The organism is Paramagnetospirillum marisnigri, assembly GCF_001650715.1.
Taxonomy (GTDB): domain Bacteria; phylum Pseudomonadota; class Alphaproteobacteria; order Rhodospirillales; family Magnetospirillaceae; genus Phaeospirillum; species Phaeospirillum marisnigri.
In genome coordinates, this window is sequence record NZ_LWQT01000039.1 from 91,598 (window position 1) to 109,806 (window position 18,209).

Genomic DNA, 18,209 nt, shown 5'->3' on the forward strand with positions numbered 1-18,209 from the left:
TCGCGAGAGATTCAGTCTTCGGACTCGGCGGCCTCGTCGGCCCCGGCGCGGGCGGCGCTCCGCGTCGGCAGGGGAACGGCGGCCAGGATGAAGTCCGGCGGATGATCGCCAAAGCCGATCACGCCATCGGGATGCAGCATCTCGCCGATGCCCAGTTCATCGATGCGGCCCCGGCGGCGTCCGCCGCGCTCCTCGCGGCCCCGACCCTCGCGGCTGCGGTTGTCGGGACGAGAGTCGGCACGATTGTCCTGGCGATTATCGGCGCGGCTACGGCTCGGCCGTTCGGCACGGGCGGGGCGCTCGCTGCGTTCCGGCCGCGGAGCGGGGGCCTCGGCGGCGGTGTCCACGGCCACGGCTTCCTCGGGCAAGGTCTCCTGGGGGGCGTTCTCGCGCGGCTTGCGCTCGCGCTTCTCGCCCCGGGCGGGCCGTTCGCCGCGTCCGCCCTTGTCGGCGCCGCGACCACCCCGGCCCTTGCGGGCGGTCATGTCCAGCTCCAGGGCGGGAACGCCCTCGACCTCGATGCGGGGGATGGCGTTGCCGATCAGCTTCTCGATGGCCACCACGAACTTGCCGTCATCGGGGGTCGCGATGGTGAAGGCGTGGCCCGCCATGCCGGCGCGGCCGGTGCGGCCGATACGGTGGATGTAATCCTCGGCATGGATGGGCACGTCGAAATTGAAGACGTGGCTGACCGCCGAGATGTCGATGCCCCGCGCCGCGACGTCGGAGCACACCATCAGGCGGACTTCACCCTTCTTGAATTTCTCAAGGGTCTCGCCGCGCGCCGACTGCACCATGTCGCCGTGAAGCTGGACCACGTCAAAGCCATGCTTCTTCAGGGAGCGGTACAGAACGTCCACGTCGCGCTTGCGATTGCAGAAGATGAAGGCGTTCTTCACTTCCTCGATGCGGATCAGGTGGCGCAGCGTCTCGCGCTTGTCGATTTCCTCGACCACGGCCATGGCCTGGACCACGGTGGCGGCGGTGGAGCCGCCCTGGGAGACCGAAATTTCCTTGGGATTCATCAGGAAGGCGTCGGCGAGGCGGCGGATTTCCGGGCCCATGGTGGCCGAGAAGAACAGGGTCTGCCGGATCTTGGGCAGCAGACCGACGATGCGTTCCACATCGGGAATGAAGCCCATGTCCAGCATGCGGTCGGCTTCGTCGATGACCAGAACCTTGACGTCGTTGAGCAGGATGCGGCCACGCTCGAACATGTCCAGCAGGCGTCCGGGGGTGGCGATCAGCACATCGACGCCGCGATCCAGCAGGGCGACCTGGTCGCTCATGGACTCGCCGCCGATGATCAGCGCCTTCTTCAGCGGATGGTACTTGCCGTATTTGTCGAAATTGTCGGCCACCTGGGCCGCCAGTTCGCGGGTCGGGGCCAGGATCAGCGAGCGCGGCATGCGCGCCTTGGCGCGTCCGGCCGCCAGGATCTCGATCATGGGCAGCGTGAAGGACGCCGTCTTGCCGGTGCCGGTCTGGGCGCAGCCCAGAACGTCACGGCCCATCAGAACCACCGGTATGGCCTGGCTCTGGATGGGTGTGGGGTGGCGGTAGCCGGACTCTTCGAGCGCGCGCAGCAGCTCCGGGCCAAGGCCCAGATCTTCGAAGGTGGTCGAGGTGGTGTCGGGGCCGTCAGAACGGCCATGTTCGCTTGGGGATGTCATGTGCGGCCGGATAATAGGGATTCGTGCGGCCAAGTCAACTCGTAACGCCTGATTCATGTCCATCACGCGGCAGGTGCGTGTCATTTTCCTTCCTGTTACAGTTTTATTGTTCCGTCCAAGGAGAGCACCATGTTGATCGAGGCCTCCCGTTCGCTGCTGCTCGTGGTCGATGTCCAGACCGGGCTGGCCCCGGTGATGTCCGAGCCCCGGCGGGTGTATCGCGGCTGTTCCCTGCTGTTGCGGGCGGCGGCGCGGCTGGAGATACCGGTCATCGTCAGCGAGCAGTACCCCAAGGGGCTGGGCCGCACCGTGGGAGAACTGCTGGATATTGCCCCCGAGGGGGCGGTGATGGAGAAGCTGCATTTCTCCTGCGCCCATGACGACGCCATCCGCGCCCGGGTCCTGTCGTCGGGACGGGGACAGGTGGTGATCGCCGGGATCGAATCCCATGTCTGCGTGCTGCAATCGGCCCTGGGCTTCAAGGCGCTGGGTCACGATGTGGTGGTGGTGGGCGATGCCTGCGCCTCGCGCACCGAGGCCAGTTTCTCCGCTGCCATGGCGCGGCTCGCCGATAACGGGGTCGAGATCGCCACGGTGGAGATGGCCATCTTCGAATGGCTGCACCGGGCCGGAACGCCGGAATTCAAGGAACTGTCGGCCCTGATAAAATAGGGGGGAGTATCATGACCGCGCCAGTGATCCTGCTGCCTGGGCTGCTGAACGACTCGCGCCTGTGGCGGCATCAGACCCGAACCCTGGCGAGTCGGCACGAGGTGCTGTTCGCCGACCTGACCCACGACGACAGTCTGGCCGCCATGGCGCGGCGCGTGCTGTCGGTGGCGCCTCCGCGTTTCCGGCTGGCCGGGCTGTCCATGGGCGGCTATGTCTGCATGGAGATCATGCGCCAGGCGTCCGAACGGGTGGAGCGTCTCGCCCTGCTGGACACCACCGCCCGGCCTGATGCGCCCGAACAGTCCCAGCGTCGCCGTGATGCCATGCGCATCGCCAAGATCGGCGGCTTCGACAAGATCATGCCCGGCATGCTGCCCAATCTGCTGTGCGCCCGCAGCCAGGCGGACGCGGATATCACGGAACTGGTCAAGGAGATGGCCCGCACCGTGGGCAAGGATGCCTTCATCCGACAGCAGACCGCCATCATGGCGCGGCCGGATTCGCGCGAGAGTCTGGCGCGGATACGCTGCCCCACCCTGATCCTGTGCGGTGCCGAGGATGCGCTGACTCCACCGGACCGGCATGAGGAAATGGCGGAGCTGATACCGGGATCAAAGCTGGTGGTGGTCGCCGATTGCGGCCATCTGTCGCCCATCGAACAGCCCGAGGCGGTGACCGCCGCCCTGATGGAGTGGCTGGAATAAGTTATGGAACGGTCACGGTGCCGGGGCAATTGTCCTGGTCGCGGATGGCGGCCGGGCAGGGACGGGGGCTCAGATCGCGCTCCAGGCACAGCCGGACCTCGGCCAGCGCCTTGCCCTTGCATCGCACGGTGACGGCCTGGGCGGGCAGGCCGGGCCAGTGGCGCTTGAGGTCGGAGACCCTGATGCGCTCGCCCGCTGTCAATGATCCGCCCAGGCCATGGGTCTTCACCGCGCGATCGATCAGGGCGAAATAGTCGTCCTGGCGCGGGCTGACGCAGGACCCGTGCTTTTCCCATTCATGGCGGCGCAGGGATTGGCCGGGCATGCTCCCCGCCATGGCCTCGCTCGCCGCGGACGGGCGGAACGGCGCCGCCCGGCAGCATTGCGGCCACGAGCCCGAGGCGTATTGCGGCCACAGCCCATGGACGATGAAGCCGAAGCGGCGTACCCCCTGGCATTGCTCGGGATTGGCCCGTCCCGAATCCGTGGCGCAGAAGCCCGGCGACCACGACAGGCTGAGCAGGAACAGGTCGAAGCGGCCGGTCTCGCCCCGGCTGGGTCCGCAACTGTCGGCCCAGGCCCCCGACGTCACCATCATCAACGCCAGGATCAGTGGCCAAATCCGTCTCATGGGGCGTCTCCAGCGCGGTGTGCACTTATGGAAAAGGTAACATTTTTCGGTCTATAGTCCATGGGCGGCGCCATAACCCGATGGGCGACGAAGCGGAGGTGTAACGGCATGGGGGCGCGAGGACCGCAGCATTTGCGCAAGACCACCAATGTGGTGCTTGACGCCCTGGTCAAGGCGGTGGAACAGGCTGGGCACGGCCAGCCGCTCAGCATGGGCCTGCTGGAAACGGTGGTGGCCGGGCTGAAGGTTTCGGCCAATTTCGAGGATTTCTACCACCGCTCCTATCGCGAGATGATGGAAATCGTCGAAAGCGAGAAACGCGAGCAGCGCCGGACCAACGCCTTCGGCCGCTTGATGCTGCATCCCTTGAGCCCGCTGTTCCAGGACGAATCCCTCGACCGCGCCCTGGTCACCAATGTGTTCTCGTTCCTGCACATGGTGCTGGGTGACGAGGTGGAAATCTATGCCCAGAAGTGCAAGGACGTGGTCCAGGCGCTGAAGGACGAGATGGGCGACCACTTCACCTGGGACGCCTTCTATGACGATCCCGAGGCCAAGGTGGTGATGTGGCACACGCTGGTGCATGTGGCCGCCTCGTTCAAGCGCTATGACCTGCGCAAGGACTGGTTCATCAAGCTGATGCAGTACCGCCCCACCTCGGTCAGCGTCGCCTCCAACGCCTTCGTCACCCGCGAACACGATCCCAACGAGGAACCCATCGTGTTCGGCGAGCACGAATTCTGCCTGTTCTTCCACGCCCTGTTCGACCCGCTGGCCGACCTGCCGGTGCGCGAGGCCCAGCGGTTCCAGAAGGAATTCGGCGCCGACCCCCATCACCTGATCGGCGGCTTCCTGGTCAATCTGTCCATGTGCGCGGTGTAGGGGGCTTTTATTCCGCCTTGTCGCGGCGGCGGCCCAGCAGGGAGTCCAGCAATCCACCCGCCTTGCCCTTGATGGCCTTGCCCAGGCCGCGCTCCACCATCCATTGCTGAAGCGCGTTGACGTCGATGGATTTGTTGGGCGAGGCCAGCGGTCCGGTCAGGCGCAGGCCCAGCGGCGGCGCTCCCGGTGCGGCGAGACGGAAGGCGATCCTTGCATCCAGACTCTCGCGGGGCAGGTCGATCACGGCACTGCCATCGGCGGAGCCCCCCTCTGCCGCCAGGGTGATGTCGCGGCTGGTGATCACGCCCTTGTCGGCGGTAAAGGTGGAGGACAGCGACGAGAAGCGCGAGCTTCCCCCCGACAGCCCAGCCTGGACCAGTCCCAGCAGGCTGCCCAGATTTTCCAGGTTGCGCATGCGCGCATCCATGGCGGCGAGGTCGAAGCCATCCACCACGCCGTCCTTGACCTGAATCCGGCCGTCGCCGCTCAGGCTGGCCCGCCACTGGTCGGGGGCGGTGCCGCGCGCCGCCAGCCGGGCCTCGCCGTCCAGGCGGCCCTTGGCGGCCTTGACCCCGCCCGCTCCCAAGCCCAGGCCGCCGATATCGGCGCCGCGCAGGCTGGCGGCCAGGGCCACTCCGGCGGTGTTGGCGCTGCCGGCGGCGGCCAGGGTCCCGCCCAGGGCGCGGCCGGTCAGCCTCTCCACCGTCACCGCGTTGGCGGTAGCGCTCAGCCGCGCCGACACATCGTCGAGACGCCAGGAATTCAGCGGTCCCGGCTTGGCATCGGGGGGCAGCCATGGCCCCAGGACCACGGATGGGCTGGTCAGTTCGGCGGTGACAGAGTGGGTGGCGGTGTCGAGATGGAGCCAGCCCGCGACGCTGGTCGGTCCCAGCCGCGCCTGAAGCTGATCCAGGCTTACCACCCTGCCCTGGCTGCTCAGCCGTGCCGCCAGGGTCAGGGGGCCACCGCCTTGGGGCTGATATCCGGTCAGGCGGCGCATCACCTGGGGAAAGCTGGCGGCGGCAAGATTGACCACCACCGCGTCGTGCTCGATCCGGGCGGCGCCGCCCAGCTCGACGCCGCCGAGGCTGAGCCCCAGCGGTGCCGCCACCAGGGCGCCGTCGTGACTGGCCAGGGTGCCGGTCAGGGCCACGGGGCCGAGTCCCGCCACCAGCGCCGAGGCCCAGTTCACCGTCAGGGCGCCCTGGTCCAGCAAGGCATTGAGGGCCACCCGGTCCCAGACCTGTCCGCGCCAGCGCAGCCGCTGGGCGCTGAGGTCGATACTGGCGGTGACGCCGCCGGGCAGGGCGAAGCCGCCGGGTTTGCCGATGGATGGGATTGGGCTTGCGGCGGACTGGGGCGGCGAGGTCGGTGTCGCGGGGGCCGGTGCGGGAGCGGTGGCGGATGGCGCGGGCGCGGCCTCGTCCAGATTGACCTCGCTGGCCCGGAGGATCAGGTCCAACTGGGGCGGCGAGGTGGCGAGGCTGGCCCCCAGGGAGGCATTGGCCACCGGGACCCCGCCCAGGGAAATGGCGATCTCGGGCAGCGACAGCTCCTCGGCGGACAGGGTCAGCCTGCCCTCGGCGGCGGCGGTTCCGGCACTGGCCCGCAGCAGTCCGGCCACGGCGCCGCCCTCCGCCTTGCCCTGGAAATTCAGCCTGGCCTGGCCGCTGCGGCCCTCGGCGGTGATGGCGCCATCGGGGGTGACGCGGGCGGCAATGGCCTCCACCGGGCCGATGCGGCCGCCGGAAATTTCGAGCGTTTCGATCTCTCGCCGCCCCGACAGCAGAGCTCCCAGGCGCAATCCCAGCCGCAGGCGCTCGGCCCCGGCCTGGGCGGGCTCTCCCACCGTCAGCCCGGCAAGGTCGAGGGCGGGCGAGGGCAGTAGCCGCAGCGACACGGCGCCGTCGATTCGCACCGGACGCTTCAGCGCCGCCGAGGCCGCCGCCTCCACTTCCGGGCGGAAACGGCTCCAGTCCACCAAAGCGGGGACGGCGACCAGCAGCAGCACGGCGGCCATGGCGGCGGCCAGGATCAGGACGGGTTTTCTCGGCATCAGCGCAACACCAGGGACAGGGTCAGCATCCATACCGCCAGTACCACGGCGCCGGCCAGGACGAAACGGCCATTCCAGTCTCGCGCCACGGTGGCGGCGGGAACCTCGGCGATGCGGGCCACCGACAGGACGGCCGCCCCCACCAGGGTGGAACAGGCCGACAGCCCCCAGGCGCCCATCAATCCGCTGGCCGCCACCAGGGGGTGAATGCCCAACTGGCTCAGATCAGCCAGGGCGCTGCCCAACAGGCTGACGGTGATGATCTGGGAGATGCCGATCTGGGCCAGCAGCATCACCGACCATGCCATGGCGATCACCAGGACGATGGGCGGCAGCGGCAGGCCGCCGATGGCGGCGGCGGCGGCGGCGGGCGAGATGAAGCCCGCCACCACTGTTCCCACATACATGGCGCCGCCCAGCATGGCGACCTCGTAGCGGAAGGCGGGCAGGCTGCGGCTCAGTCGATGGGTGAAGTCGCGGGCAGCCGCCAGCGGCGCCCGCTGCTGCACCGCCAGCCAGGCCAGGGCGGCCAGCGGCACCACCAGCATGGTGCCGATGACCATGCGGACCGAAAGCCACGCCGCCACCGAGACGGCGGCAACGACGATGGCGCCGATCAGCAGGCTGAGCAGCAGCAGCGGCCGGGCATCGGCGGCGGAAGAGGTGTCGGCGAAGCGACGGATACCGGGGGGATGGGCGCGCCGATCCATGACCCAGCCCAGGCCCATCAGCAGGGCGGCGAGGATCAGCTGAATCGCCAGCAGCCGTTCCCAGGCGACGCCATGCATGGCGCCCTGGGTGACGGCGAAGGAGACCGACAACGGCGACCATACCGTCATCATGGCGAAGCCGCGCAGCACGGCGGTCATCATGCGGCGCTTGCGGATGTCGCGGATCTTGGCGTCGCCTTCGGCCGCCTCCAGGGTGTTGCCGCGCATGACCATGACGCCCAGCAGCGCCAGCACACCGAAATTCAAGGCCAGCGAGATGACGTGGCTGCCCAGGCTGAGGACGGCGTAGCGGCGCCCCGGCGGCTGGCGCACCATGGCCTCGCCGCAGTCGCGCACCAGGGCCGAGCCCTGGGCGGTGTCGCGCAGCATGCCCAGCGAGGTGAACAGGCCGGTGATGAACACCGCCTCGGCCAGGGCGCGGCTCAGCACGGCGCTGGCATCGGGCAGTCGAAGCAGGGCGGCGACGGTGGCGGCCACCGCCGCCAGCAGCATGAACTGGCCGCTTCTCGGGGTTCGCCAGGCCTCCAGCGCCACATAGAGCAGCAGGGCGGCGGCGGCGGTATTTCTGGCCCAGGCGAGATGGAACACCGCCCAGCCCAGGGCGCCCAGGATCACCGCCACCAGCGCCAGGGCGGAAATCCCAGCGGCCAGCCTGGGCGGCGGCGTGGTCACGACGCCGATCCGGTCAGGCGCGAGCGCGGCGCGGGCAGAACCTTGGACGGGCGCGGCAGATCCTTCATCAGCCCCGGCCCGTTGATCATGGCCAGGCCGGCCGCGACGGCGCCGGTGACCACGGCCCGGCGCCGGATGCCCCAGGCATAGCTGTTCAACCCCATGTCGGCGGCGTCACGGTTCAGGGTGGCCAGGGCGTCCAACAGCCCGGCATCGTCGGTGCGCTGTTCGGGGGAAAGCTCGCCAAGCTCGATGCCGATCATGCGGGTTCCGGCGGATTTGGCCAGGGTGAGGCGGGGGAAGCCCAGCCGGACCCGCAGCCAGACATCGCGACACATGGGCCGTAGCGACTGGATCATGGCCGCCAGCGGGGCCTCGCCGAGGCCATCGGGGATGCCGAACAGGTCGATGATCAGCCGGTTGGCCCGCATTTCCTCCGACAGATCGGCGAAGGGGGCCAGCACGGTCATGCGCTGGGGCGAACTGACCGAGGCCCAGTGCACGGGGATGACGATGGCGGCACCCGACCGGGCCGTTTCGGGAGAACGGGCCTCGCGCACCATGGCGCCGATGGTGAATCGATCCAACGCCAGGGCGCTGTCGCCGCCGCCGGGGGGGTAGGCCCGGCAACCCTCGAAGGCGGTCTCGCCGGGGGCGTCCACCCGTTGCACCTGGGCGACATAGGCGCCGATGGTCTCGGGCTCCGCCATCCAGGTGGGGCGCCAGGCCAGGGACAGGGCGGCATTGCCGGGCATGGGCGGCGCGGCGTTCAGGCCGGGATCGGCGGCGGTGCCGGGCTTGGCCGCCGCCATGTCCACCGCTGTCCAACTGGGAGCCGCCACCTTCTGGGGCTCCTCGGCCTTGGCCGGTGCCGGATTGGACGGCAGCATGGAGCGGCGGGGGGTGAAGTCCCGGGCCTGCAGCTTGCTCGGCCGCAGATGGGCGCGCAGGTCGTGCGACTCCGGGATGGGGGCGGGCAGGGCGGAATGATGGATGGACAGGTCCTCGTCCGTCGGCATCTTGGTCAAATGGGGGCGATAGCCGCGTCTCTCGGCCTCGGGGGCCATGATGGCGCGGACTTCGCCCACCGCGCCCTGGATGGCCTCGACATTGAGCACGCCATGGGGGGCGGTGGCCTCTTCCAGCGAGATTTCCGCCGCCAGGGCCAGGGGTCGCTCGGCGCCGACGAATTGGGCTCCCACCAGCCGTGTTCCCAGGTCCTGGGCGATCAGCACGGCGCGGCGCCGCCCTTCGGCGGCGGGAACGGTGCGGAACAGCAGGACGAAGAAGTCCTGGCCGCGTCGGCCATAAACATTGCCGGGGCCGATATGATGATTGATGACGCCCTCGGCGATCAGCATCACCTTTTCCGATAGCCGGGACCATTTGGCTCCCACCGCCTCGCGGAACTCCACCAGCGAGATGACATGAAGCTTGGTCTGGAAGCGGGCGTCCTCGTCGGACAACATGGCGTCCAGCGCCAGGGTGAAGGAATCCTCCACCAGCCGGTCGGCATCGGCATCGGCGCTGGCGGGTAAGGCCTGGGCCTCGTTTTCGGCCTGGCTCCCCACCAAACGGCTCAGGGCCGAGAAGGGCCTTGCCAGTCTTGATAGAAGACTGTCGTTTGGCCGCTTCCTTTTCATTGCTGCCCCCAAAATCCTTACGCGTCAGGATAAGCCAGCTTGCCCCGATGCGACAAGAGGTTCAGCCCGCCGCCTCGGTCTTGTAGCGCTGACCCAGAGCAGTGTAATTGGCGGCGGAGACCGGGAAGAAGGCACGATCCTCGTCCGACAGGGTGCGCAGCAGCTTGGCGGGATTGCCGCCCCACAACTCGCCCGCCTTGACCCGCTTGCCCGGGGTGACCACCGCGCCCGCCGCCACCATGGCGCCGGTTTCCACCACGGCTCCGTCCAGGATGACGGCGCCCATGCCGATGAAGCAGCAGTCCTGCAGCGTGCAGGCATGCAGGATGGCGCCATGGCCGATGGTGATGTCGTCGCCGATATAGGTGCCCAGCTTGCCGCCGGTGACATGGACGACGGTGCCGTCCTGGATATTGGTACGGGCGCCGATGCGGATTTCGTGGACGTCGCCCCGGATGACGCAGTTGAACCAGACGCTGGTGCCCGCGCCGATCACCACATCGCCGATCACCGTGGCGGTGGGCGCGATGAAGACATCGTCGGCGATGGTGGGAAGCGTGCCCTGATAGGGCAGGATATGTCCGCTCATGGCGTCCTCACGGGAACATGGGCTGTTGTTCCAGCCCCAGGGTTTCGGGCAGACCGAACATCAGGTTCATGTTCTGCAGCGCCTGGCCCGAGGCGCCCTTGACCAGATTGTCGATCACCGAGGTGATGATCACCCGGCCCTTGATGCGGTCGTCGAACAGGCCGATCAGGCAGAAATTGGACCCCCGCACATGCCGGGTGGCGGGCACCGCGCCCTCGGGCAGGACGCGGACGAAAGGCTCGGCCTTGAACCGGGCGGCCAGGGCGGCGCGCAGGCTGGCGGCGGTGTTGGCGCCGGTGGTCTTGACATAGATGGTGGACTGCATGCCTCGGCTCATGGGCATCAGATGGGGGGTGAAGCTGACCACCACCGGGGAATTCGCCGCCTGGGACAGGCCCTGCTCGATCTCGGGGGCGTGGCGATGGCTGGCGACGCCATAGGCGTGGATGCCCTCGGCCACCTCGGTGAACAGGTTGGCTTCCTTGGCCGAGCGCCCGGCGCCCGACACGCCGGACTTGGCGTCGATGATGATATCCTCGGCCAGGATCAGGCCCTGCTCCAGCAACGGCACCAGCGGCAGCTGCACCGAAGTGGGATAGCAGCCGGGATTGGCCACCAGCCGTGCCTTGGCCACCTGATTCCTGGCGATCTCGGTCAGGCCATAGACCGCCTGCTCCTGCAGGGCGGGCGCCCGGTGCTCGTGGCCGTACCACTGGGCATAGGTGTCCACGTCGAACAGCCGGAAATCCGCCGACAGGTCGACGATCTTCACATGCTGGGGCAGGGCGGCGATCACCTCCTGGGTGGTGCCGTGGGGCAGGCAGCAGAACACCGCGTCCACCGCCTTGAAGTCCACCTGGTCGATGGCCACCAGGTCGGGCAGCTCAAGCCCCGCCAGATGGGGGAAGACGGTGGCCATGGGCTGGCCCGCCTTGCGGTCGCCGGTCATGGCGGTGATCTTCAGGGCGGGGTGCAGCGCCAATAGGCGGACCAGTTCGGCGCCGGTGTAACCGCTGGCGCCCAGGATGGCGACCTTGATCTCCTTCATGGCGACGGCCTCCGTCATCTGCCGGTGAACAGGGAGCGGACGATAGCAGCCGCCAAGGGTCACCACAACCCGGTCAAAGGCATTCCCGGGCTGCTCAAAGATCGCCGGGCCGGAAGCTGATGGTCATGCGCCGGGGCCAGCCCTTGCCGTCATCGGGCGGCAGGGACAGGGGCTGGGACAGCTTCAGCGCCAGCAGCATGGATTCCAGCACCTGCTTCATGGCGGGGGCCAGCCGGTCATAGCCGCCGATCACCGCTTCCGGTTTCCACGGCGCATTCTTGTGCATGTAGTCGCCCAAGGTGCCATCGGCCTGGATGGTGATGGTCATGTTGATCACTAGGTCGCTGCCCCGGAAGCGATCGACGTCGTAGTGCCACATGCGCAGAATCTGGGCCAGGATCTTGTCCTGGGCCGACTGGCTGAGGCCGCCGGGCGGCGGAGTGGTGCGCCGCTCCAGCGATATTCCCGGCTCGCTCGGGGTCTGCTTGGGCGCCGACGATTTCTCGGCCAGCGGTGCCGTCTGCAGTTGTGGCGGCGGCGGACGGGGAACCGGAGTCGGCTTGGGCGGCTCGGGCTTCGGCTTGGGTGGCTCGGGCTTCGGCTTCGGTGGCTCAGGCGGCGGCTTCGGCGGTTCCGGCGGCGGCTTGGGCGGCTCGGGCGGCGGCTTGGGTGGTTCCGGCTTGGGTTCGGCCTGCTTGGGAGGCTGTGGCTTGGGCTCCTCGCGGACGATCTCCACCTCGGTGGTGGGGGGCTGCTCTGGAATCTCAAACTGCAGCAGATCGGCGTAGCGAATGGCCAGCACCAGCAGCAGGTGCAGCAGCAGCGACAGTGCCAGTCCCATGCTCAGGCCCGGCCGACGATCCAAGGAGTCCTCGGTCATGGGCGGGACATCGCCCGGCAGGCGGGAACCAGCCATGCCACCGAGGCGAGGATGGCCGCGGTTGGAAGGCCTAGGGAGACCGTCCAGGCCTGGGGTGGCCAATGGCCGTCCATCTTGTCCCAGGCGCCGATCACCCAGCCCAGCCCCCATTGCAGGGCGAAGGCGGCGACGAAGATCAGCAGGTTCAGGCTGGTATTGACCCGCCCGGCCAGCCGCAGGGGAAAGCGTCGGGTCAGCACGGCGTAATTGATGGAACAGGCGGCGCCGGAAAAACCGTAGAGAGCCGCCAGGCTCAGGGGAAAGGCGGTCCATCCCAGGGCCATGGCCGCCAGGGCCAGGCCGTGGATGCCCATGCCCACCGCGCCGAGGGTGATGGGAGCGATTCCCCGGGCCTCGAACCATTCCGCCATGGCGCCGGTCGATAGATAGCCCAGGGCCATGGCCGCCGCCATCACCGTCAGGCCGGTGGCGACCTCGGGCGGCGTCATGGCGCAGATATCGCGCATCCAAGGACCGGCCCACAGGCCCTGGATGGACATGAAGCTGCCCATGGCGATCATGGTGGCGGGCGCCACCCGCCAGAAGGTGGCGTCGCGGAAAATCTCGCCCACATCGCGGATCTGGGCCAGCAGGCTGTTCGGCCCCGCATGGGCCGGACGCTCGGGCACCGACAGCCACAGAACCACGCCCGACAGCAGGGTCAGGGCGGCGACACCACCGTAAACGCCGCGCCAGTCGGTGACGTGGAGCGCCATCTGCACCGGCGCGGTGGCGGCAACCGCGCCCAGCCCGCCCGCCCCCAGGATGACGCCGTTCATCAGGGCCAGCCGCGACGGCGGGAAGTACTGGACATTGGCCTTCAGCGCCGCCATCAGGCAGGCCGAAACGCCAAATCCCACCAGGGCGCGCCCCACCACCAGGGTGGGTACACTCTCGGCCAGGGAAAAGGCCAGCGCGCCCGCGGCGGCGAAGGCCAGCAGCAGCGCCTCGACCCGGCGCGGCCCGAAGCGGTCGAGCAGGATGCCCAGCGGCAACTGGGCGCTGGCGAAGGTGATGAAATAGATGCCGGTCATCAGGCCGATATCGGCGGCGTCAAGGGCGATGGTCCGGGCGATCTCGGGGGCCAGGATGGCATTGACGGTGCGATAGAGGTAGGACAGGAAATAGCCCGCCGCGAAGGGCAGGGTCACCCGCAGAACCAGTGTCGAGGCGCTGTAATCGTTCCTGCCCGGCATGACTGTTCCGTCGCTTCAATCGGCCCACACCATTTCCCACCCGGGGGCTGGCGTCAACGGTCGTCTGGTCCCGACCGTCGGAAACCCACAATCGACCGGTCTGTGCCAAAACGATTACAAGCGCCATCCATGAAGCCGGTTGACGGCGCGTGGCAAGGCGAGGAAACGATGACACCCACATCCGAGAAAATCCCGTTCTACAAGCAGCTTTACGTCCAGGTCCTGTTCGCCATCGTCCTGGGCGGCTTGGTGGGGGCCTTGTTCCCGGTCTTTTCCACCAATGACTGGATCAAGGCCATGGGCGACGGCTTCATCAAGCTGATCAAGATGATGATCGCCCCCATCATCTTCTTCACCGTGGTCTCGGGCATCGCCCATATCCAGGACGCCAAGAAGGTGGGCCGGGTCGGCGTCAAGGCCCTGATCTATTTCGAGGTGGTCTCCACCTTCGCCCTGGCCCTGGGCCTGATCGTCGGCAATCTGGTCAAGCCGGGCTCGGGCTTCGGCGGCGCCGTTCCCGATGCCTCGGCGGTGGCCAAGTTCTCCAAGCAGGCGGGCGAGATGAAGTCGGTGGATTTCGTCCTGAACATCATCCCCGATAGCGTGGTCGGCGCCTTCGCCAAGGGCGATATCCTGCAGGTCCTGCTGTTCTCCATCCTGTTCGGCTTCTCGCTGATGGTGCTGGGCGATCGCGGCCGCGCCATCCGTTCCTTCATCGACGATTCCGCCCATGCGGTGTTCGGCGTCATCGCCATCGTCATGAAGGCGGCCCCCATCGGCGCCTTCGGCGCCATGGCCTACACTGTCGGCAAATACGGCCCGCAGGCCCTGGGCAGCCTGGTCGGCCTGATCGGCACCTTCTACCTGACGGCGGCGCTGTTCATCTTCGTGGTGCTGGGCCTGATCGCCCGCATGGCCGGGTTCAGCATCGTGCGCTTCATCAAGTACATCAAGGACGAGATACTGATCGTGCTGGGCACCAGTTCGTCGGAAAGCGCCCTGCCGCTGCTGATGGAAAAGCTGGAACGCCTGGGCTGCTCCAAGCCGGTGGTCGGGCTGGTGGTTCCCACCGGCTACTCCTTCAACCTGGATGGCACCAACATCTACATGACCCTGGCGACCCTGTTCATCGCCCAGGCCATGGGCGTGGATCTCAGCTTCTCCGATCAGATGACCATCCTGATCGTCGCCATGCTGACCTCCAAGGGCGCCAGCGGTATCTCCGGCGCGGGCTTCATCACCCTGGCCGCCACCCTGGCGGTGGTCAATCCCGCCTTGGTTCCCGGCATGGCCATCGTGTTCGGCATCGACAAGTTCATGAGCGAGTGCCGGGCGCTCACCAACTTCATCGGCAACGGCGTCGCCACCATCGTGGTGTCGTGGTGGGAAAAGGAACTGGACCACGACATGCTGAAGGAAGCGCTGAACAAGCGGATCGATCCGTCCGACGTGGAGACCGCCGTCACCACCGGCTGAGGCTTGGGTCGCAGGTAACGAAAAGGCGGAGGGCGTTCGCGCGTCCTCCGCCTTTGTCTGTTTGCGCTCGCGCTCGAGCGGCGATTTCTGCGGGGGGTGGCGCGGACATGATCGCGGTCAGGCCGCTAGGCTGGATCATTCCTCGGACGGTTTGGCGTCGTGCTTTTCGATTCCGCCGAAGACAACCTCAACCAATCGAAGCGGTCCGGGTTGAAATAGATAAAGGCCATGTAAGCCACGAACGCGATCAGCAGGCCGATGCCGATCAGCAGGCCCAACAGATCCTTATCCATGACATCCTCCATCTCGCCGACTCGCGCATGCGCAGCCCTTAAGGCGATGGAGTTATTGTCCCGCCGAACGGCATTAAGGTTCGATACGAGAGAGCATAAAGGATTCATTACGACGCCTCCCTCCCCCCGGAAGGTGCCGCCGAAGCGATCCGCAGCCACTGGGGCATAGAGAGCAGGACCCCAGAAATCATCTTGCCTGTCCGTTAACCTGACCTCGTTGCCGTGAGCCCCGTTTCGGAACCCTGGATACCGTCTTGGTTTCGTCGCTTGCGCAAGGCGGCGGCGGCGGGGCATAGTCCTGGCCCAAGAACGCCGGAGGCAGAGCATGAGTGGTTGGCGCAGTCACGACGGTCAGCGGTCCGACCGGCAGCCCATCAAGCGCACCGACGAGGACAAGCGACGCATGCTGCAAAGGCTGCGCGAGGAGCAGGCGGCGTTCAAGCCCTGGGTTGCCGCCGCCATCAAGGAAGCCCTGGCCAAGCGCATCGCCGAGCTGGAAGCCGATCTGGCCGCCACGTCGCGCGGCTGAGCCGGGCCGAGGGCGGTGGCGTCAGTCTGTCGGGAATGCGGCCATGCCGATCCGGGCGGAAGTGATGCCTGCTCCGTCTGCGGATCAGCGCGGCTGGTGGCGCATGCGGAACTGCTGGACCTGTCCATCGCCCATATCGATTGCGACGCCTTCTATGCCTCGGTGGAGAAGCGCGACAATCCCGCCCTGGCCGAGCGGCCGGTGATCGTCGGCCATCCCGGCGGGCGCGGCGTGGTCACCACCGCCTGTTATGTGGCGCGCCGGTTCGGGCCGCGTTCGGCCATGCCCATGTTCAAGGCGCTGGAGCTCTGCCCGCAGGCGGTGGTGATTCCCCCCGATATCGCCAAGTACAAGCGGGTCGGCGCCGAGATTCGCGCCCTGTTCGCCAAGGCGACGCCGCTGGTGGAACCCCTGTCCCTGGACGAGGCCTATCTCGACCTGTCCGAGGGGGTGCGGCTGGTGGAGCGCCCCGCCGCCGTGTTGCTGGCCCGGCTGGCCCGGGCGGTGGAGACTCGCATCGGCATCACCGTTTCGGTGGGGCTCAGCTACAACAAATTCCTGGCCAAGCTGGCCTCGGATCGCGACAAGCCGCGCGGCTTCGCCGTCATCGGCCGGGCCGAGGCCCGACAGGTGCTGGCGGAATTGCCGGTTCGCGCCTTGTGGGGGGTGGGAGCCGCCACCGCCGCGCGCATGGCCGAGCAGGGCATCACCTCGGTGGCCCAGCTCCAGGCCATGCCCGAGGCCGAACTGTCGGCTCGCTGGGGCAAGTTCGGGCGCCAGCTGGCCGGGCTGGTCCAGGGCATCGATCACCGCCGGATCACGCCGGATCGCCCGGCCAAGAGCGTCTCCACCGAGACCACTTTCGCCCGTGATATCAATGATCCCGCCGCGCTGGACCGCGAGCTGGTTCCCCTGGCCGAGGGCGTCGCCCGGCGGCTGGAGCGGCAGGGGTTGGCGGGGCGTACCGTGGTGCTGAAGCTCAAGAGCGCCGACTTCCGCCTGGTCACGCGCCATCATCGCCTGGCCGACCCCACCGCCCGGGCCGACATCATCCTGCGGGCCGGGCGGATGCTGCTGGACCGCTTGGCGGATGGCCGGTCCTTCCGCCTGATCGGCATCGGCGTCACCGATCTGCGCCCCGTGGCCGAGGCCGATCCGCCCGACCTTTTCGGCCAGTGATATTTCCGGGTTCCTTGATCGATTCGATGGAAATCCGTGCAGCTTCCATGCACTCTGTTCCCAGGGAGTTATCCGGAATAAAACAGAAATATCCGGATCAGGCGAACATCCAGGACAGGGGATCATTGTGCCCGCAGCACGAAATGCCGAGTTCGCGCATGCCTTTGCCGTGCGTCTGATGCAGCATCTGGTGGTTCCGACCTTCGTGCTCGATGCCGAGCGCAAGGTCATCATCTGGAACAAGGCCTGCGAACGACTGACAGGCGTCGCCGCGGCGGAAGTCCTGGGCACCTCGGATCATTGGCATGCCTTCTACGAGGAGCCGCGCCACTGTCTGGCCGATATTCTGGTGCTGGGCAGCACCGAGGAACTGGAAAGCCTTTACGCGGCCCATTCGGAACCGGGGGAGACGGCCCATGGGATACGGGCCGAGAACTGGTGCGTGATGCCGCGCGTGCACAAGCGCCTTTATCTGGCCATTGATGCCGGCCCCATTTTCGACGAGGACGGTGCCTTGTTGGCGGTGGTGGAGACCTTGCGCGACAATACCGAGCAGAAGCTGGCCCAGATGGCGCTACACAGCCTGGCGGTAAAGGATGGCCTCACCGGACTGGCCAACCGTCGCAGCTTCGACGAGAAGCTGGAGGCGGAATGGCTGCATGCCCAGCGGGAGGGCACGCCTTTGTCGCTGCTGCTGGTGGATGTGGACCATTTCAAACTCTACAACGACACTTATGGACACCAGAAGGGGGATAGCTGCCTCAAGGCGGTGGCCGAGGCCATGGGGCATCAGGTGTTCCGCCCCACCGATCTGGCCGCCCGCTATGGCGGCGAGGAATTCGCCGTGGTGATGCCGTCCACCGATCTCGACGGTGCCCTGCGGGTGGCCGAACGCATCCGCCAGTCCATTTTCGATCGCAATATCGCCCATTCCGCCAGCCAGACCGCCGACCGGGTGACGCTCAGTATTGGCGCCGCCTCGATCATTCCCGATGAAGAGCACGATCCCGGCGATCTGGTGAATGCCGCCGATGTCGCCCTGTACCGGGCCAAGCATTCCGGCCGCAACCGGGTGATGGTCAACGAGATGGCGGCGGCGGAGTAGGGGCTGGCTTGCGTCCAAGGCCGTTCCGGTGTCGTTGACATCACCGAAGACCCGTCATATTGTGCGATGCAATACCAATATTCAGTGCGGCGATTTTGATAAAATCGCGCGCCGGATCAGAGGGTTGCAAGGAAGATGAAAGTCCTGGTCGCGGTAAAGCGGGTCGTTGACTACAACGTCAAGATCCGGGTGAAGTCGGACAACACGGGCG

At 67.4% G+C, this 18,209-nt stretch carries 17 protein-coding genes and 1 pseudogene; 8 read left to right on the top strand and 10 right to left on the bottom strand.

The genetic code is table 11. The features are described from left to right. Positions 1-11: 11 nt before the first annotated feature. The gene (locus A6A04_RS04125) at positions 12-1,673 is read right to left on the bottom strand and encodes a DEAD/DEAH box helicase (protein WP_068490189.1); all 1,662 of its coding nucleotides are present in this window, start codon (positions 1,671-1,673) and stop codon (positions 12-14) included. Between the two features lie 129 nt (positions 1,674-1,802). On the opposite strand from A6A04_RS04125, the gene A6A04_RS04130 reads away from it, so the two are divergent. Both A6A04_RS04130 and A6A04_RS04135 read left to right on the top strand, forming a co-directional pair. Continuing rightward, positions 1,803-2,345, top strand: a complete 543-nt coding sequence (locus tag A6A04_RS04130) for a hydrolase (RefSeq protein ID WP_068490191.1) — start codon at positions 1,803-1,805, stop codon at positions 2,343-2,345. 11 nt (positions 2,346-2,356) lie between these two features. After that, on the top strand, positions 2,357-3,049 hold the full coding sequence (locus A6A04_RS04135) for an alpha/beta fold hydrolase (RefSeq protein ID WP_068490193.1): 693 nt from the start codon (positions 2,357-2,359) through the stop codon (positions 3,047-3,049). Between the two features lies 1 nt (position 3,050). Here A6A04_RS04135 and A6A04_RS04140 read toward each other — a convergent pair whose 3' ends face one another. Further along, positions 3,051-3,680: a ribonuclease T2 family protein gene (locus tag A6A04_RS04140; RefSeq protein WP_082914677.1), complete on the bottom strand. Its 630-nt coding sequence runs from the start codon at positions 3,678-3,680 to the stop codon at positions 3,051-3,053. Between the two features lie 108 nt (positions 3,681-3,788). Between A6A04_RS04140 and A6A04_RS04145 the strand changes: the two genes are divergently transcribed. Further along, complete coding sequence (locus A6A04_RS04145) at positions 3,789-4,562, top strand: hypothetical protein (protein WP_068490195.1); 774 nt, start codon at positions 3,789-3,791, stop codon at positions 4,560-4,562. A gap of 7 nt (positions 4,563-4,569) precedes the next feature. Here A6A04_RS04145 and A6A04_RS04150 read toward each other — a convergent pair whose 3' ends face one another. From A6A04_RS04150 to A6A04_RS04180, 7 genes are all read right to left on the bottom strand, one after another. Next, a complete protein-coding gene (locus A6A04_RS04150) occupies positions 4,570-6,618 on the bottom strand; it encodes an AsmA family protein (RefSeq protein WP_068490196.1) in 2,049 nt (682 codons plus the stop codon). Continuing rightward, positions 6,618-8,021 carry a hypothetical protein gene (locus A6A04_RS04155; RefSeq protein WP_156612463.1) on the bottom strand — a complete coding sequence of 468 codons (1,404 nt, stop codon included), beginning with the start codon at positions 8,019-8,021 and terminating at the stop codon, positions 6,618-6,620. The genes A6A04_RS04150 and A6A04_RS04155 overlap by 1 nt, the downstream gene beginning before the upstream one ends. Next, positions 8,018-9,592 carry a hypothetical protein gene (locus A6A04_RS04160; protein ID WP_082914679.1) on the bottom strand — a complete coding sequence of 525 codons (1,575 nt, stop codon included), beginning with the start codon at positions 9,590-9,592 and terminating at the stop codon, positions 8,018-8,020. The genes A6A04_RS04155 and A6A04_RS04160 overlap by 4 nt, the downstream gene beginning before the upstream one ends. Before the next feature lie 133 nt (positions 9,593-9,725). After that, complete coding sequence (locus A6A04_RS04165; RefSeq protein ID WP_068490200.1) at positions 9,726-10,253, bottom strand: gamma carbonic anhydrase family protein; 528 nt, start codon at positions 10,251-10,253, stop codon at positions 9,726-9,728. 7 nt (positions 10,254-10,260) lie between these two features. Next, positions 10,261-11,301, bottom strand: coding sequence for an N-acetyl-gamma-glutamyl-phosphate reductase (gene argC, locus A6A04_RS04170; RefSeq protein WP_082914680.1), 1,041 nt, complete (start codon positions 11,299-11,301; stop codon positions 10,261-10,263). A gap of 94 nt (positions 11,302-11,395) precedes the next feature. After that, complete coding sequence (locus A6A04_RS04175; RefSeq protein WP_068490229.1) at positions 11,396-12,181, bottom strand: hypothetical protein; 786 nt, start codon at positions 12,179-12,181, stop codon at positions 11,396-11,398. Next, on the bottom strand, positions 12,178-13,416 hold the full coding sequence (locus tag A6A04_RS04180) for an MFS transporter (protein WP_068490204.1): 1,239 nt from the start codon (positions 13,414-13,416) through the stop codon (positions 12,178-12,180). Before A6A04_RS04180 ends, A6A04_RS04175 begins: the two co-directional genes overlap by 4 nt. 168 nt (positions 13,417-13,584) lie before the next feature. Between A6A04_RS04180 and A6A04_RS04185 the strand changes: the two genes are divergently transcribed. After that, positions 13,585-14,892 carry a dicarboxylate/amino acid:cation symporter gene (locus A6A04_RS04185; RefSeq protein WP_068490205.1) on the top strand — a complete coding sequence of 436 codons (1,308 nt, stop codon included), beginning with the start codon at positions 13,585-13,587 and terminating at the stop codon, positions 14,890-14,892. A gap of 125 nt (positions 14,893-15,017) precedes the next feature. Here A6A04_RS04185 and A6A04_RS22160 read toward each other — a convergent pair whose 3' ends face one another. Then, positions 15,018-15,185 (bottom strand): hypothetical protein, encoded by a 168-nt coding sequence (locus A6A04_RS22160; RefSeq protein WP_156612464.1) that lies wholly within the window; start codon positions 15,183-15,185, stop codon positions 15,018-15,020. A gap of 325 nt (positions 15,186-15,510) precedes the next feature. On the opposite strand from A6A04_RS22160, the gene A6A04_RS04190 reads away from it, so the two are divergent. The 4 genes and pseudogenes from A6A04_RS04190 to A6A04_RS22165 form a co-directional block, all read left to right on the top strand. Beyond that, the gene (locus A6A04_RS04190) at positions 15,511-15,714 is read left to right on the top strand and encodes a hypothetical protein (protein WP_068490207.1); all 204 of its coding nucleotides are present in this window, start codon (positions 15,511-15,513) and stop codon (positions 15,712-15,714) included. 15 nt (positions 15,715-15,729) lie between these two features. After that, on the top strand, positions 15,730-16,893 hold the full coding sequence (locus tag A6A04_RS04195) for a DNA polymerase IV (protein WP_068490209.1): 1,164 nt from the start codon (positions 15,730-15,732) through the stop codon (positions 16,891-16,893). A 127-nt stretch (positions 16,894-17,020) separates the two neighbouring features. Beyond that, positions 17,021-17,998 (top strand): sensor domain-containing diguanylate cyclase, encoded by a 978-nt coding sequence (locus A6A04_RS04200; RefSeq protein ID WP_068490210.1) that lies wholly within the window; start codon positions 17,021-17,023, stop codon positions 17,996-17,998. Positions 17,999-18,133: 135 nt separating this feature from the next. Further along, a pseudogene (locus tag A6A04_RS22165) lies at positions 18,134-18,209 on the top strand (electron transfer flavoprotein subunit beta/FixA family protein); the annotation flags it as partial.